We start from the raw sequence: 16,477 nt of genomic DNA on the forward strand, positions 1-16,477 counted from the left end.
CTTGTATATAGTAAGTAGTTTTATCTTCAAGAATAGATCTATCTACCAACAAAAATTCAGATAAGATTTCATTCTTATTAGACTTGCTTACTTCATTAAAGTAATTATCTTTTATATAATCTTCAAGTTCAGTACTATTATATAGGAATATATCATCACCATAGTTTTCATGAGGAATATTAATGAATTTTGTTATATCATCATTGTGTTTATCAAATAGGGTCATGGTCTCACTACTATAGGATGTTGTATGTCCACTGGTTTTATCTTTAATTAAATAAGAAACAAAATATTTTTTATCAGGTATTTTTATTGAGTACACATTATCATCATTAGAAAATTTTAGGTCAGCATGATGAACTGGATATTTATCATCATTAACTCCATAAAAGAATATAACATCTTTTTTTGATGTGGGTACTACAACTTGGTTATATCTTTCATTAGAGAAGTTGACAGACATAATTCTATAATTGCCATTTAAACCCTTCTTTAACAAGGCCTCTCCTAAAGTATTTCTATCTTTTTGTATAAGAACAAATTTAAGATTATCTATGTTAACTATGTCTTTAATATCTATACTTTCATAAGGTGATGCTACATTTTTATTAAGGAATTTATTTATGTGTTCCTTAAGTAGGCTATCATCATTAGGTACGTTATATGTTGACCTATATATAAAAAATCCTATTAAACATAATATAACTATAAATAAGGATATAGTATATATAAAAAATCTATTTTTTTTAGTCATAGGGGTAAACACCATCCTTAAATTATTATATAATAATAGACTATAATACAATATAATAATATTGTAAACTATTTCTAGGTATTTTAAAACACAACATAGACATGATTGTTTATATTTTAGGTTAATATAGAGTATAATAAATTACGTTTAACTGGTATAGACATCTATAGATGTATAGATTATAATAAACTTAGGAGGAATATCTATGATAGATAAAAGTAGCCCAATTCCAGTATATTATCAGCTTAAGGAAGATATAAAGAAAAAGATATCCCAAGGTGTTTGGAAGGTTGGTAAGTGTATAGATAGTGAGAGAGAGTTATCCGAAGGATATGGAGTTTCTAGGATGACTATAAGACAGGCTCTTGGAGAGTTAGTACATGAAGGTATCCTTGTCAAAGAAAAGGGAAAGGGTACTTTTGTATGTGAGCCTAAGGTTAAACAAAAGGATATGATGAGTTTTTCAGAGATAGTAAATAAATTAGGAATGAATCTCAGGACAGAAATTATATCTTTTGAGACCATAAATACTCCAGAGCACATGGAGGATATTTTTCCTTTTGAGCATGTATATAAAATTAATAGAATGAGAATTGTAGATAATGAGAAAGTAGCAAACGAAATTGTTTATATACCATGTGATTATTGTGGATATATAGACGAAGATATGCTAAAGGGATCATTATTTAATATGTTAAAAAACTTTGGATATTCTATTCAGTATGCAGAGTCTTCTATAGAAGCCATAATAATGAATAATGAACTTAAGAAACTATTTAATGTAGATGATCCTGTACCATTAATTAAAAATATAAGTAAGAATAGAGACATAAATGACAAGGTTATTTTTATAGAGGAAGCCATATATAGAAGTGATAAATATATATTAGAGGTAAACATTTCAAGACGAGAGGGGATCATACGATGAGAATAATAATAGAAAAAGATTATGAAGCAATGAGTAAAAGGGCAGCAGAAATATTAGCAGAGGTTGTCAATGAAAAGCCAGAGGCCATATTAGGATTGGCTACAGGTGGAACACCAGTTTCAATGTATAAGAACCTTATAGAAATGAATAAGGTAGGTAAAGTAGATTTCTCAAAGGTTACATCTATAAACTTAGATGAATATAAGGGATTATCAGGGGATCATGATCAGAGTTATAGATATTTTATGAACAATAATCTTTTTAATCATATAAATATAGATAAGAAGAATACTTATGTTCCAAATGGATTAGCAGAAGATGTAGAAAAAGAGTGTGCTGGATATGATAAAAGAATAGAAGATTTAGGCGGAATAGATCTTCAGTTACTAGGAATAGGTAATAATGGACATATTGGATTTAATGAACCAGATAAATTCCTTCACATGAATACTCACTTAACAGACTTAACAGAAGAAACTATAGAAGCTAACGCAAGATTTTTCGAAAAGAAGGAAGATGTTCCAACAGAAGCTATAACCATGGGACTTGGTGGAATAATGAAAGCCAAAAAGATATTACTTATAGCTAGTGGAGTAAATAAAGCTGAAATAATATCTAAGTTAGTGGAAGGAAAAATAACTACAGAAATACCAGCTACATTACTACAAGTTCATCCAAATGTCACAATAATTATAGATGAAGCAGCGGCTTCTCTTTTAAATAAATAATATAATTTATATAATAGGTCTTATTGTTAAAATAATTTTAATAATAAGGCCTATTTTTATCAAGTTAAGAAAGAGTAGCAAAAGATATTGTAGGTAAAAGGAGTAGAAAATATATTCTAAGTAATATTAAATTTTATATGAACTAGATATATGGTACAATTTTAAATATATATTCCTTTTTTAGCATATTTGTTTAACATTTGGATATAAATATTAAATAAATATATGAGTTAATTTACAAAATACTTAAAAAATATTGTATAATTATTTCTTAATGTAATATAATTTTGGAGATGATTTTTTTGGCAAAAATAAGAAGTACATTTACATGTCAACAATGTGGATATGAATCTCCTAAGTGGATGGGAAAATGTCCATCTTGTAATTCATGGAGTAGTTTCGTTGAAGAGCAAAAGATTTCACAAACTTCAACGAATAATAATAGTAGAACTAAGACCTTAACTTCATCAGACAAACCAAGGAGTATAACGGAAATAAAGTCTGGAGAAACAGAGAGGATTAATACAGGAATAGATGAATTAAATAGAGTTTTAGGAGGGGGGCTTGTTAAGGGATCATTAACCTTAATATCAGGAGATCCAGGTATTGGTAAATCCACCTTGCTTCTTCAAACGGCTAATAATATAGCTACTAAGTATGGAAAGGTTCTCTATATATCAGGGGAAGAATCAGAAGAACAGATAAAAATAAGAGGGGATAGGTTAAAAGCTATCTCTAATAATCTTTATGTAATTTCTGAGACTAATTTAGATAATATAGATATACATATTGAAAATATAAGCCCTAGTTTTGTAATAATAGATTCAATTCAAACACTATTTAAACCTTCAATAACATCGGCTCCAGGAAGTGTATCTCAGGTTAGAGAGTGCTCTAATGAGCTTATGAGAATGGCTAAAGGAAAAGGTATACCTTTTTTTATAGTTGCTCATGTTACAAAACAAGGAGAATTAGCAGGGCCTAGGGTTCTTGAGCATATGGTAGATACCGTTCTTTATTTTGAAGGAGAGAGATCAGAGGAATTTAGAATACTAAGGACAGTAAAGAATCGTTTTGGAACTACTAGTGAAATAGGGGTTTTTGAAATGAGAGAAGAAGGTCTTATGGAGGTATACGATCCTTCAAAAATGTTTTTAGAAGACACAAGTTTTAATCAAGAAGGATCTATAATTATAGGTACTATGGAAGGGAGTAGACCAATACTTGTAGAGGTTCAAGCACTAGTTAGTGAAACTAATGCTTACAATCCAAGGAGAACTTCTGTTGGTATTGATGTATCTAGGTTAAACTTAATACTAGCAGTTCTAGAGAAAAAGCTTAAGATACCTTTTTATAACTGCGATGTTTATGTTAATGTGGTAGGTGGTTTAAATCTCCAAGGGACAATAGGAGATTTAGGGGTTGCATTAGCTCTTATATCCAGTGCAAAGGGAGTTGTTTCAAATTTAGAGAGAGTTGTTGCCATAGGTGAAGTTGGACTTACAGGAGAGATAAGACCTATTTCTTCTTGTGAAAGAATACTAAATGAAGCAAGTAAAATGGGATTTAAGAATATAGTTTTACCAGATAGAAATAAGGAAAAGCTTAAAGTAAAAGATTTAAATATATATGGAATTAAGACCTTAAGAGAAGCTATGAATAAAATATTTTAAGAGGTAGGTGATAGAGTGAGAATAGAAAAGGATAAAGAACTTAAGAATATATTAAAGATAATGGGTCCTGGAACGCATCTTAGAGATGGACTTGAGAATATTTTAAGAGCTAAAACTGGTGGACTTATAATGCTAGGAGATACAGAAGAAATCTTAAAGGTTGTTGATGGAGGCTTTAGTATAAATGCAGAATATAATCCTTCATATATATATGAACTAGCAAAGATGGATGGTGCTATAGTCTTAAGTTCAGACTTGAAAAAAATAGTAAGGGCTAATTCGCAGCTTATTCCAGACTCATCAATTCCTACCTTTGAAACTGGAACTAGACATAGAACAGCCCAGAGAGTTGCAAGGCAAACCAATTCTATAGTTATAGCAATATCCCAAAGAAGAAATATAATAACGGTTTTTAAGGGTGATATAAAATATGTACTTAGGGATAGTAGCGTTATAATAAATAAAGCTAATCAGGCGGTTCAAACTTTAGAGAGATATGTAACTGTTCTTGATAGAGTTATAAGTAATCTTAATTTACTAGAGTTTCAGGATTTAGCAACTCTATTTGATGTGGTTACAGCAATACAAAGAACTGAAATGGTTATGAGAATAGTATCAGAGATAGAAAGATATATATGTGAACTAGGTAATGAAGGAAGACTTATATCTATGCAGTTAAATGAGCTAGTTAAGTTCATAGAGCAAGATGGTATTTTATTAATTAGGGATTATTGTAAGGCTCATATGAAACATGAAGAAATATATGAGGATATACAAAAAATAACCCAAGAGGAGCTTTTAAATTTAGAGCTATTAGGGAAGATTATAGGATATTCAGGTATGCCTCTTATGGACACATTAATATCTCCAAGGGGATATAGGATTTTGAATAAGGTTCCAAGGATACCAACTAGTGTCATTGAGAATTTGGTTAAGCATTTTAAAGAGCTAAAAGCTGTTCTTGAAGCCACATATGATGATCTAGATCAAGTAGAAGGAATAGGTGAGGCTAGAGCAAAGGCTATAAAAAATGGTCTAAGAAGAATAAAAGAACAGGTAGTACTTGATAAGAGCATATAGAACGAATCTTCCTTTGGATGGTGTTTTTTCTACCAGGTGAAGGTTAGATGAGTTAATCTAGGGGTGTAGCAGCTGCTATTCCCCACTTTTTAAGAGGATGGGGGATAACAGCTCCCAGCCATAAGATAAATAGAAGCCCAAAGTTTGGGCTTCTATTTATCTAAAGGTATACTTTCCTAAGGTATTCATTTTATCATATTCTCTTATAAATATGTCATAAAGATTTAAGTCAAGGTTATTACATAATGAAGTTATGTAAAAAAGATGGTTACCTATTTCTTGCTCAATGATTTCACGACAATTATCACAAAGATTTCCTTTTATATGAGTTTTAAAACATGAATTTAATGTCTCAATAATATCTTCAGAATCAGGTATACATTGCTTTTCAGCATTAAGTTCAATACAACCACAGTTGGTTACAGACTTAGCGACAGCTCTATTAATCCTAGCTTGAGAGTCTTGTAATTTAGTAAGAACATCTAATATACTTTTGTGTCTTAACAGAGACTCATTAACACAATTTTGGAAATTATCAAAAATAATATCTTTCATAAGTCTCACTCCTTTTAAAAATTTAAAGCCCCACTGTTAATTTCATTATAGTGTTTTCATAGAAATATGTAAATTGAAGTTTTATATACCTCCCATGAATTATATATTAAATTAAAGAAAATATTTTGAATAGGGGGTACAAGGTTATTAGTTTTTGGTAAAAAAATTATTAATTAATAAGTGTTATATTGAAATATAACATTTATTAAGATATAGTTATAATAAGGATTTTAAGCCGTAATATAAACATATATATGCAGGAGGTGAAGGTAATGCTAAGAAAAGTCTTAAGAATTCTATTTTCTGTTATAGGAGGATCCCTAGGATATGTTATGGGGCGATCTCTTCTAAATATAGATTATTTTAGTTTTTTCACTGAAACTACCTTTAAAATGATTATATTTTATATTTTATCTTGTTTAATTTTTGGACTAATAACTTTTATTTTATTTCCCTTTATTTATGGACTTATAAGAAAACTAGTAGACTATGTAGAGAATCATATGCAGAAACTAACAGCCATAGAAATAATATTTGGTGCTGTGGGGGCTATAATAGCTCTTATAATATCCTCAATGATTGGTAGCATATTAACAAGTATACCTAAGGTGGGAGTTATAATCTATGCTTGTGTAAATATAGTAGCAGCCATAATTGGAGCAGATCTTTCTGTGAAAAAGAAAGATGAGATTATGGGTCTTTTTTCAAGTATAAAAAAGCCAGTAATAAGCAAGGAAAAGAAAAGTAAGAATCCTTTTAAGGGAACACCAAAAGTATTGGATACCTCAGTTATAATAGATGGTAGAATCTTTGATCTTTGTCAGACAGGGTTTATAGAGGGAACCTTGATTATACCTACCTTTGTTTTAGAAGAGTTAAGACATATTGCAGATTCTTCGGATGGACTTAAGAGAAATAGAGGAAGAAGAGGTCTTGATGTTCTAAATAAGATACAGAAAGAGTTAAATATTGATGTTGAAATATCAGAAAAAGACTTTAAAGATATTGCAGAGGTTGATAGTAAACTCTTAAAGCTTGCTCAAGTTTTAAATGGCAAGGTTATAACTAATGATTACAATCTTAATAAGGTAGCAGAGTTCCAAGGAGTTCCTGTATTAAATATAAATGAACTTGCAAATGCAATAAAGCCTGTAGTTCTTCCAGGAGAAGAAATGAATATACAAATCATTAAAGACGGAAAAGAATCAGGTCAAGGAATATCATACTTAGATGATGGAACTATGATAGTTGTTGAGGGAGGAAGAAAATATATAGGGGAAAACCTATGTGTTATAGTAACTTCTGTTCTTCAAACTCCAGCAGGAAGAATGATATTTGCAAAGAAAAAGGATTAGCCACTAGATTGGGAGGTTTACAATGAGCAAAAATTGTGTAGTTATAGTAGCTGGTGGAAAAGGTAAAAGAATGTGTCAGCCTATTTCAAAACAATTTCTTTTGTTAGATGATAAGCCTGTTTTATACCATACTATAAAAGCTTTTGATGATTGTGAGAATATAGATGAAGTAGTTGTTGTTTTATCAAGTGATGACATAGAGTACTTTAATATAAATATAAAAAATATTTTTAAATTTAAAAAATTGAAAGCAATAGTAGAAGGTGGCTTAGAAAGACAGGATTCTGTTTATAATGGTTTAAAAGTTTGCACAGATTGTGATATAGTTTTAATTCATGATGGAGCAAGACCTTTTGTTGAAGATGAGATTATAATTAAGGGAATAGATACTGCTAAGGAATATGGAGCAAGTGCTTGTGGAGTTATCCCGAAGGACACTATAAAAGTTAAGGGAAGTAGTGGCTTTTCGGAGAGTACTTTAGAGAGAAATAGTTTAATTGCAGTTCAGACTCCACAATGTTTTAAATATGATTTGATCCTTAAAGCTCATGAGTATATAAATAAAAATAATATAAGTGTAACTGATGATACTATGGCTTCAGAGCTTATAGGAAATAAGGTTTACTTATTTGAGGGTAAATACACAAATATAAAAGTTACAACACCAGAAGATTTAATATTAGCAAGATATTTAGTAAAAAATTATACAGAAAGATAGATAAAAGAGAGAATCTTATAAGATTCTCTCTTTTATTATACTTAAACAACTATTGTTATTATATTTATAAAATTATGAATAAAGTAAATAATTAAGAAGGAATTAATACCATAGAAATTTAATTTATAAGATTAAGGGGTAGGAAGTTATACCATAAGATTAATATAAAATATAATTAAAGTTGGAGGGGTAATTATGAAAGCTTCAAATATGTTATTAGGTACTTTAAGGGAGGCTCCAGCAGAAGCAACAAATGATGCTGAGAGCTATAAGTTAATGCTTAGAGGGGGGATTATTAGAAAAGAAGAACAAGGGATTTATAGTTTTTTACCATTAGGTATGAAAGCTATAAGTAATCTTGAAAATCAATTTAAAAATAATATAAATTCTTTAGGTTATGATGAGGCACAGATCTCATTAAAAGCTTTAGGGTTAGATATAAAGACTTATAAGCAATTACCAATAGGATTTAATTGTACTAGCATAGATATATCAGAGGAAAAGCCTAAATATGGACTTATAAGATCTAAGGAGTATAGAAAAATCCAAGGGTTCAAAATACATAGTAATAAAGAGGAATTAGAATTAAGTTATGGACAAATAAAGGAAAAGTTCATAGATATATTACAAGAGATTAAAATACCAGTAGAATGTATAAATGGTAATCACCGTAGTGAAATCTATGAAGAGGAGATGGTGGTTAGAAATTCAATGGGAGATAAGACCATGATTTCATGTCCTAAATGTGGATATAAGGCGAATATAAACTCCGCTAAATACAAGATAAAAGAATATAATGAAGAATTAAAAGATATGAAAAAAACTTATACAGAGAATATAAGAACAATAAAAGATCTAGAAAAATTTTTTAATATATCATCTGAAAGAATAGTTAAGACCCTAATATATAAATGGGAGGATAAGACTGTAGCAGTATTATTAAGAGGTGATAGAGATTTAAATGAAAATAAGCTTAAGGCATACTTAGAGTCGGAAAATATATTTATGGCAAGCGAAGAGGAAGTGTTTAATGCTACAGAAGCAGAGGTAGGATTTGCAGGACCGGTTTCAATTAAGGCAGATAAAATTCTAGTTGATGAAGAAGTATCAAAGATGAAAAACTTTATAGTGGGGGCTAATGCCACAGATTATCACCTAGAGAATGTTAATTTCAGTAGAGATTTTCATGGAGACATAGGAGATTTTAAAAGTCCTTGTGAGGGTGATGAATGTATTGTATGTGGAGAAGCCCTAGAAACTCATAATTATATTCAGTTAGGTAAGTTAAAGAAGGTTATTGAGGATAACTCACTAATATATAATGATAAAGATGGAGAGGTAAAAAATCCTATGGTATTGAGATATACCTTAGGTACTTCAAGAGTTTTAGCTACTATGGTAGAGTACAATAAAGATGAAAGCGGTATTATATGGCCTAAGAATATAACACCATATAAAGTTATAATTGTGGTTGCAGTGTCCAAAAATGAGGAACAACAGAAGAAGGCTTTAGAATTATACAATATTATAAAGGAATCAGAAATAGAGGTTCTATTAGATGATCGAGATGATAGGGCAGGGGTTAAGTTTAAAGATTGTGACTTAATAGGTGCACCTATTAGGGTAACAGTAGGTAAGAAAATATCTGAGGGAATGGTTGAATATAAAGAGAGAATAGATAATGATTTTGAAGTTATATCAATAGAGGAAGCAATTAATAGAATTAAAATATTCTAAACTACCATATAATATATTTCATTTAAAGCTATATTGTAGTAAAATTATATTTTATAAAACAATAAGAATATACTTTAATCGACAGGGTTATTTTACCGTGATATAATATATTTGTTAATTGAAGAGATATTGGGAGGAAATCAAGTTTATGATAAAAATATATAATACTCTAACAAATAAAAAAGAAGATTTTAAACCAATAATTGATGGCGAAGTTAGAATGTATGTTTGTGGACCAACAGTATATAATTTCTTTCATATAGGGAATGCTAGAACTTTTATTGTTTGTGACACTATAAGAAAGTATTTAGAGTATAGAGGTTACAAGGTAAGATTTATACAAAATTTTACTGACATAGATGATAAGATGATTACAAAAGCAAATGAAGAAGGTACCACAGTTAAAGAATTAGGAGATAGATATATAGATGAGTATTATAAAGATGCAGATGCACTTTTAATTCAAAGAGCTGATGTTAACCCTAGAGTTACAGAATTTGTGGATGAAATAATAGAATTTATAAATGATCTTATAGAAAAAGAATACGCATATGAAGTAGATGGTGATGTATATTTTAGTACTAAGAAATTTAGTGACTATGGAAAGTTATCGGGTCAAAATATAGAAGAACTACAATCAGGAGCTAGAATAGACATAGATGATAGAAAAAATGATCCTATGGATTTTGCTCTTTGGAAGTCTGCAAAACAAGGAGAGCCTGCATGGGAAAGTCCATGGGGGATGGGGAGACCAGGATGGCATATAGAATGTTCTTCCATGGCTCATAGTTTACTTGGAGAGACTATAGATATTCATGCTGGTGGAACTGATCTTGTTTTTCCACATCATGAAAATGAAGTAGCACAAAGTGAGTGTAGAAGCGGAAAACAGTTTGCAAATTATTGGATTCATAGTGCTTTTGTTAATGTAAATAATCAAAAAATGTCGAAGTCTTTAAATAATTTCTCTACAGCTAGAGAAATACTTGAGAGATATGATGCAGAGGTTATAAGATTTTTCATGTTAGCAGCACATTATAGAACCCAATTAAACTTTAGCTTAGAACTTTTAGATTCCGCTAAGTCTTCTATGGAGAGACTATATAATGCTATATATAATCTTGATAATCTATTAGAAAATATTAATAATGATAAGTTAAGCAATAATGAGGTTGAATATAAAAAGGTTCTTGATGGATATAGAAATAAATTCATAGAGAAGATGGATGATGATTTTAACACTGCTGATGCTATATCTGTACTTTTTGATTTAATAAAGGATATAAATTGCAATATTAATAGTGAATCCTCAAAGGAGATAATAGAATATGCTCTTTCTCTTATAAGAGAACTTGGAAGTACTATGAGTATACTACAGAAATCTACTAAGCAAAGCTTAGAAGATGAGATAGAGATGCTAATAGAGGAGAGACAAAAGGCTAGAAAAGAAAAGAACTGGGCATTATCTGATAAAATAAGAGATGAATTAAAAGCAAGAGGTATAGTTTTAGAAGATACACCTCAAGGAGTAAGATGGAAAAAGATATAGATGTACAATTTTCAAACTGAATCTTTGAATAGTCTATAGGTACCTTGAAGTTTACTTCAATATACAATGATATATATAATAATAAATATGGCTAAAAGCTATTCTAAAAAATGCTGCATTAGATTGATTATAAAATCAATCTGATGCAGCATTTTTTATTTTATCTTTATTAAAAATTATAATTATTTAAAAAGTTTCTTGAAACTAAGAACAAAATATAATAATTTTTAATAATATACAATATAGGTTATTGACTTATAAAGGCAAATGATATAGAATAATAATTGAAAATAGTTATCAACTAGCTATGCTATGAGGTGATTATATGAAGAAAATTAAAACTAGATTGTTTTTACTAGTAATGACAATGATAATAAGTATTCTCTTTAATATTTAATATATAACCTATACAACAAATATCAAACTAAAAAGAGTTGGTGAAATCACCAACTCTTTTTAGTTTAAATTCTTTAAGAAGCTTAATATATCAGATAGAGTTCTACTATCTCCCATAGAGTTATAGTGGCTTAGGAGCCTGTACACAACTGATTCGTCTTTTTCCATAAGTTTTAAAGATAAGAATTCTAACATTGTATTTTTAGTAGTGTTTAAAGTGTTTATGTCTTTTAAATCAGTACAAATATCTAATAAACTATCGAAGGATTTTATAATGATTGTCTTCTTTTGGAAGTCCTTCGTTTCTTCTAAGGATTTTAATAGATAAGTTTTTGCTTCGTCCAATCTATTTAAGGCTTTTAATGATGCTCCTATATCTCCATATATATCAGGAGAGTAAGATTTTACATCAAGCTTTTCATATGATGGTATAAGAAGTAGAGCCTTTTCTACATATTCTTTGATACTTAATGAATCATTAAGTGAAATATATATTTCAAGTAAACTACATAAACATATAAGCTTATTTTCTATATCGTTAGGTTTAATGGATTTTAAAATTTTTGAATAAAGTTCAATAGATTTACTAAAGTGATTTTTACATTGATATAAGTTAGCGTTAAGAAGATCTACGTCTAAAGATAATTTAGGCTCTAAAGAAAATTCATTTTTAATTATATTTAGTTGATTAAGAGCTTTGTCATAATCTTTTAATCTTTTATAACATATGGCACTGTTAAATAAGGCATAAACTATCTCAGTATCAGAGGCCGAATTTCTATGAATCATAACTAGCTGATAATATTCTAATGATTCTTTATTCTTATTTAGACTTATACAACATATTATAAGTTTTAATGATATAGAAATCTTTTCTTTTATAGAATCTATAGTACAATTCTCATAGGATTTAATATAATAGATATAAGCTTTAAAATAATATTTATTATCTTTAAATATATTAGCTATTTCTAGATAAAGCTTTAGTTTATATTTATGTATTTTATTAAAAAAGTTATTCTCATTAAAAAATCTATCTATTTCTCCTATTATTCTATCCATTAATTCTAAGTCAGATTTATATTTGGATAGTTCATCTAAGTAATAATTAGTTACCTTATCATATTGGATAGATAGATCCTCTAATAAAAACTCTTTGGTAAGAGTAAAGTTTACACCTTTCTCAAGACATATTCTATTTACGTTGCAACATATTATATTAGCCACATCGTTGGTAAGAGATATCTTATCGTTTTCAATATAGCTTATTAAATTTCTACTTATTTCATCTCCGGACACATCTTTTTGTGTTAAGTTTAGATCCTTTCTTATCTTGAGTAACTTTTTTCCAGGAGTTAATATTTTATTTTCTATCATCCATCTAATCTCCTTTATTATAATTTTATGGATTTACATTGATGCGAGCGATTATAAATATTCTGATAATATAATTATAAGAAATATACAATAAAATACAAGGGTTTAATTGACAATTATTATATATGCTGGTAATATAGCTGTATAAAATGTAAAAATATTAATAAGGAGGATTTTAGAATGAATAAAGGTTTAAAAAGATTAACCGCTTGCGCATTATTCTTATCTTTTTCTTTATTTGCTAAACCATTAGTAGCAAAGGCTCAAAGTATAGAGCCGAATCCGTGGGGAAGCCATATGTCAGTTAGTATAGAGCCAAATCCATGGGGAAGCAGAATGATAGAGCCAAATCCATGGGGAAGCAAAATGATAGAACCAAATCCATGGGGAAGCAGAATGATAGAGCCAAATCCATGGGGAAGTAAAATGATAGAGCCAAATCCATGGGGAAGTAAAATGATAGAACCAAATCCATGGGGTTCTCCAAGTTAATAGAGATAGTGATATATGTATAATATGCAGATGTAGACTGATTTAAATAAAGAGAGGGATAACCTCTCTTTATTTATTTTGAATAAATAATGAAGAATATTTTATAAGAAAATTAATATTTTTAAAAACCACAGATTAAATGGTATAATAGAATGATTTAGAAGATTATAAAAGAGGAGTATAGAAATGATTGAGGATTTTAATTTTCACAAATATTCTAATTCAGAGGCTAAACAATTAAATTCATTATCTTTGGCTTTCGTTGGAGATGCTATTTATGAAGTATATATAAGAAGTTCCATATTAAATAAGAATGATCAATTATCAGCTCATAAATTACATATAAAGGCCATAAACTATGTCAAAGCTAAAGCACAGAGTGATATAATGAAGGAACTTGAATTAGAACTTAATGAAGAAGAACTAGGAGTATATAAAAGAGGGAGAAATACAAAGTCTCATACAGTTCCTAAAAATGCAGATGTTAGAGATTATAGGAATGCAACGGGATTTGAGGCGTTGGTAGGATATTTATATCTTACAAATCAAAAAGATAGAATGATGTACATATTAAATAGATCCGTAATGATTAGAGAAGGACTATAATATATTCCTTAAAAGACTAAACTTATAGAATATACTCTAAGTGATGATAAGTTTTTTAGTGTAATTAAAGATTCATTGCAATTCTATTGATGTTAATGAATCAAATAGAAGTCTACATAAATAATTGATAGAGGGTTGTAAATTAAAATAATAGAAAAATATTGAATAAAACAAGGAGACTTAATATGGCCAATAATAAAGTTAATAATAAAGTTAATAAGAATGAAGTTTATGAAAACAAAGAAAGAGAGGACTTAATTGAAGGAAGAAATGCAGTTATAGAAATCTTAAAATCAGACAAAACTATAGAACAGATACTTATATCAAAGGGCGACAAAGAGGGGTCTATAAATAAAATAATAGCATTGGCTAAAGAAAAGAAGATAGTAATAAAGGAAGTAGATAAGAAAAAACTAGATTCTATGAGTGTTAGCCATTCCCATCAGGGGGTAATTGCTATAGTAACACCTTATAAGTATTATGAGGTAGAAGAGATTTTAAAGTATGCAAAATCTAAAGAAGAAAATCCATTTATTATTATTTTGGATGAAATTGAAGATCCTCATAACCTTGGCTCTATAATTAGAACAGCAGAACTTTGTGGTGTACATGGAATAATAATACCTAAGAGAAGAAATGTTGGGGTTACAGCTACAGTATATAAAACATCAGCTGGAGCCGTTGAGCATATGAGAATAGCAAAAGTGACAAACATAAATTCAATAATTGATGAACTTAAGAATCAAGGCGTTTGGGTTTATGGTACAGATATAGCAGGAGAAGCTTATAGTTATCAAGTAGACTTTAAAGGAGGAGTAGCTTTAGTTATAGGGAATGAAGGTAAAGGAATGTCGAAACTTACGAAAGAAAGATGCGATGCTTTAGTTAAAATACCTATGGTTGGAAAAATAAATTCTTTGAATGCTTCGGTGGCTAGTGGAATATTAATGTATGAGGTATTAAAGTCTAGGTTATAAGGTGATGATGTGAGAATTATATTTGTTGATGGATATAATGTTATAAATCACTGGCCAGGACTTAGAGAAACTAAGGATTATAGCTATGAGTCTGCTAGAGTAAAGCTTATAGAAACTATGCAAAATTATTCAAGTTATGTTGGATGTAAAATATTTCTTGTATTTGATGCTCATAAGGTTCAGGGAAGTATGGAAAAAAAAGAGCGTGTAGGGGAAGTAATTGTGATATTTACTAAGGATGGAGAAACAGCTGACGCTTTTATAGAAAAGAGTGTTAATAATATAGGTAGAAAAACAGAAGTTGTGGTTGTTACATCTGATTCTTTAGAGCAACAAGTTGCTTTTCAAAGAGGCGCAATAAGAATGTCTTCTATAGAATTTTATCATGAGGTAGTAGCGGTTGAGGGGAAAATAAGAAAAAGCACTGAAAGATCAACTGTTAAGAAAAGAAATTTACTAGAAGATAATATAGATGAAAATATCTTACAAAAACTAGAAAAAATAAGAAGAAGCCATTGAATAAACTTGACCTATAAGTTTAAGCTAAGCTATAATTAAGGGGCATGATGTACTAATTTCGGAGGGGATGCAATGGAAAACAGGGGGCATAATCTAGACGTTATTGGTGATTTTAAAGAAAAACTTGATGAAGAGGTTGTTATTGAAGCTAAAAATGGTAATACAAGAGCTCAAGAATATTTAATAAATAAATATGAAAATTTTGTTAAATCTAAGGCAAAGTCTTATTTTCTTATAGGTGCTGATAAGGAAGATATATATCAAGAAGGTATGATAGGTCTTTATAAAGCTATAAGAGATTTTAAACCAGATAAGCTTGCATCCTTCAGAGCTTTTGCAGAGTTATGTGTAACAAGACAGATAATTACAGCAATAAAAACCGCTACTCGTCAAAAACATATTCCTCTTAATACATATGTATCTTTAAATAAACCTATATATGAAGAAGAATCTGATAGAACTCTATTAGACATTTTAGCAGGTATAAAAGTAACTGATCCTGAAGAAATGGTAATAAGTAAAGAAGAGATGAGTAATATAGAAAAAGAAATAAGTCAAGTTTTGTCCGGGCTGGAAATGGAAGTTCTAATGTCTTACTTAGATGGGAAGTCATACCAGGAAATAGCTTGTGACTTAGATAGGCATGCTAAGTCTATAGATAATGCGCTTCAAAGGGTGAAAAGAAAGCTAGAAAAATGTTTAAATAATAGACCATAAAACCAAGAAAATATTAATAAAAAGTATTGACAAAACTAGAAAAAGAAATTAAACTTAAAATGTAATCATGATAAGTGTGTAACATAGCGAGTAATACGTTACTCGCTATGTTTAAGTAATTGCTCATGTAGCTCAGTAGGTAGAGCGTCGCCTTGGTAAGGCGGAGGTCGCCGGTTCAATCCCGGTCGTGAGCTCCAAAATATTGAAAAATACAAAACACCAGGGTGTGTTTACTGCAATATTTAATTTAAGGAGGAATAGAACAATGGCAAAGGCAAAATTCGAGAGAAATAAACCTCACGTTAACATTGGAACA

The 16,477-nt window shown here is 29.4% G+C and carries 16 protein-coding genes and 1 tRNA gene; 14 read left to right on the forward strand and 3 right to left on the reverse strand.

Annotation, left to right across the window (positions count from 1 at the left end):
* A partial coding sequence (locus AB2369_RS04550; RefSeq protein WP_367665295.1) for a hypothetical protein occupies positions 1-754 on the reverse strand: 754 nt, incomplete at its 3' end.
* 205 nt (positions 755-959) lie between these two features.
* Here AB2369_RS04550 and AB2369_RS04555 point away from each other — a divergent pair.
* The 4 genes from AB2369_RS04555 (at position 960) to disA (ending at position 5,163) form a co-directional block, all read left to right on the forward strand.
* Positions 960-1,682 carry a GntR family transcriptional regulator gene (locus AB2369_RS04555; RefSeq protein WP_367665296.1) on the forward strand — a complete coding sequence of 241 codons (723 nt, stop codon included), beginning with the start codon at positions 960-962 and terminating at the stop codon, positions 1,680-1,682.
* A complete protein-coding gene (nagB, locus tag AB2369_RS04560) occupies positions 1,679-2,410 on the forward strand; it encodes a glucosamine-6-phosphate deaminase (protein WP_367665297.1) in 732 nt (243 codons plus the stop codon). Before AB2369_RS04555 ends, nagB begins: the two co-directional genes overlap by 4 nt.
* A gap of 302 nt (positions 2,411-2,712) precedes the next feature.
* On the forward strand, positions 2,713-4,083 hold the full coding sequence (gene radA, locus AB2369_RS04565; protein WP_367665298.1) for a DNA repair protein RadA: 1,371 nt from the start codon (positions 2,713-2,715) through the stop codon (positions 4,081-4,083).
* A gap of 15 nt (positions 4,084-4,098) precedes the next feature.
* Positions 4,099-5,163 (forward strand): DNA integrity scanning diadenylate cyclase DisA, encoded by a 1,065-nt coding sequence (disA, locus tag AB2369_RS04570; RefSeq protein ID WP_367665299.1) that lies wholly within the window; start codon positions 4,099-4,101, stop codon positions 5,161-5,163.
* A 156-nt stretch (positions 5,164-5,319) separates the two neighbouring features.
* Here the strand turns inward: disA and AB2369_RS04575 are convergent, their stop codons facing one another.
* Positions 5,320-5,718: a DUF1573 domain-containing protein gene (locus tag AB2369_RS04575; RefSeq protein ID WP_367665300.1), complete on the reverse strand. Its 399-nt coding sequence runs from the start codon at positions 5,716-5,718 to the stop codon at positions 5,320-5,322.
* A 272-nt stretch (positions 5,719-5,990) separates the two neighbouring features.
* Here AB2369_RS04575 and AB2369_RS04580 point away from each other — a divergent pair, with 272 nt between their 5' ends.
* The 4 genes from AB2369_RS04580 (at position 5,991) to cysS (ending at position 11,077) form a co-directional block, all read left to right on the forward strand.
* Entirely contained in the window at positions 5,991-7,073 is a 1,083-nt protein-coding gene (locus tag AB2369_RS04580; RefSeq protein ID WP_367665301.1) for a PIN/TRAM domain-containing protein, read from the forward strand.
* Positions 7,074-7,095: 22 nt separating this feature from the next.
* On the forward strand, positions 7,096-7,791 hold the full coding sequence (gene ispD, locus AB2369_RS04585; protein ID WP_367665302.1) for a 2-C-methyl-D-erythritol 4-phosphate cytidylyltransferase: 696 nt from the start codon (positions 7,096-7,098) through the stop codon (positions 7,789-7,791).
* 195 nt (positions 7,792-7,986) lie between these two features.
* Entirely contained in the window at positions 7,987-9,528 is a 1,542-nt protein-coding gene (locus AB2369_RS04590) for a YbaK/EbsC family protein (protein WP_367665303.1), read from the forward strand.
* A 151-nt stretch (positions 9,529-9,679) separates the two neighbouring features.
* On the forward strand, positions 9,680-11,077 hold the full coding sequence (gene cysS / locus AB2369_RS04595) for a cysteine--tRNA ligase (protein ID WP_367665310.1): 1,398 nt from the start codon (positions 9,680-9,682) through the stop codon (positions 11,075-11,077).
* Positions 11,078-11,533: 456 nt separating this feature from the next.
* On the opposite strand, the gene AB2369_RS04600 is transcribed toward cysS, so the two are convergent.
* Positions 11,534-12,850, reverse strand: coding sequence for a helix-turn-helix domain-containing protein (locus AB2369_RS04600; protein ID WP_367665304.1), 1,317 nt, complete (start codon positions 12,848-12,850; stop codon positions 11,534-11,536).
* A 180-nt stretch (positions 12,851-13,030) separates the two neighbouring features.
* Here AB2369_RS04600 and AB2369_RS04605 point away from each other — a divergent pair, with 180 nt between their 5' ends.
* The 6 genes from AB2369_RS04605 (at position 13,031) to AB2369_RS04630 (ending at position 16,358) form a co-directional block, all read left to right on the forward strand.
* Complete coding sequence (locus tag AB2369_RS04605; RefSeq protein ID WP_367665305.1) at positions 13,031-13,342, forward strand: hypothetical protein; 312 nt, start codon at positions 13,031-13,033, stop codon at positions 13,340-13,342.
* Positions 13,343-13,528: 186 nt separating this feature from the next.
* Positions 13,529-13,948 (forward strand): Mini-ribonuclease 3, encoded by a 420-nt coding sequence (locus tag AB2369_RS04610; RefSeq protein ID WP_367665306.1) that lies wholly within the window; start codon positions 13,529-13,531, stop codon positions 13,946-13,948.
* A 185-nt stretch (positions 13,949-14,133) separates the two neighbouring features.
* The gene (rlmB, locus tag AB2369_RS04615; RefSeq protein ID WP_367665307.1) at positions 14,134-14,925 is read left to right on the forward strand and encodes a 23S rRNA (guanosine(2251)-2'-O)-methyltransferase RlmB; all 792 of its coding nucleotides are present in this window, start codon (positions 14,134-14,136) and stop codon (positions 14,923-14,925) included.
* Positions 14,926-14,934: 9 nt separating this feature from the next.
* Entirely contained in the window at positions 14,935-15,444 is a 510-nt protein-coding gene (locus AB2369_RS04620) for an NYN domain-containing protein (RefSeq protein WP_367665308.1), read from the forward strand.
* A 72-nt stretch (positions 15,445-15,516) separates the two neighbouring features.
* Complete coding sequence (sigH, locus tag AB2369_RS04625; protein ID WP_367665309.1) at positions 15,517-16,161, forward strand: RNA polymerase sporulation sigma factor SigH; 645 nt, start codon at positions 15,517-15,519, stop codon at positions 16,159-16,161.
* A gap of 121 nt (positions 16,162-16,282) precedes the next feature.
* Positions 16,283-16,358, forward strand: a tRNA-Thr gene (locus AB2369_RS04630).
* The last annotated feature ends 119 nt before the right edge of the window (positions 16,359-16,477 follow it).

It is taken from the genome of Clostridium sp. (assembly GCF_040797585.1).
In the GTDB taxonomy this organism is placed as follows: Bacteria; Bacillota; Clostridia; order Clostridiales; family Clostridiaceae; genus Clostridium_Z.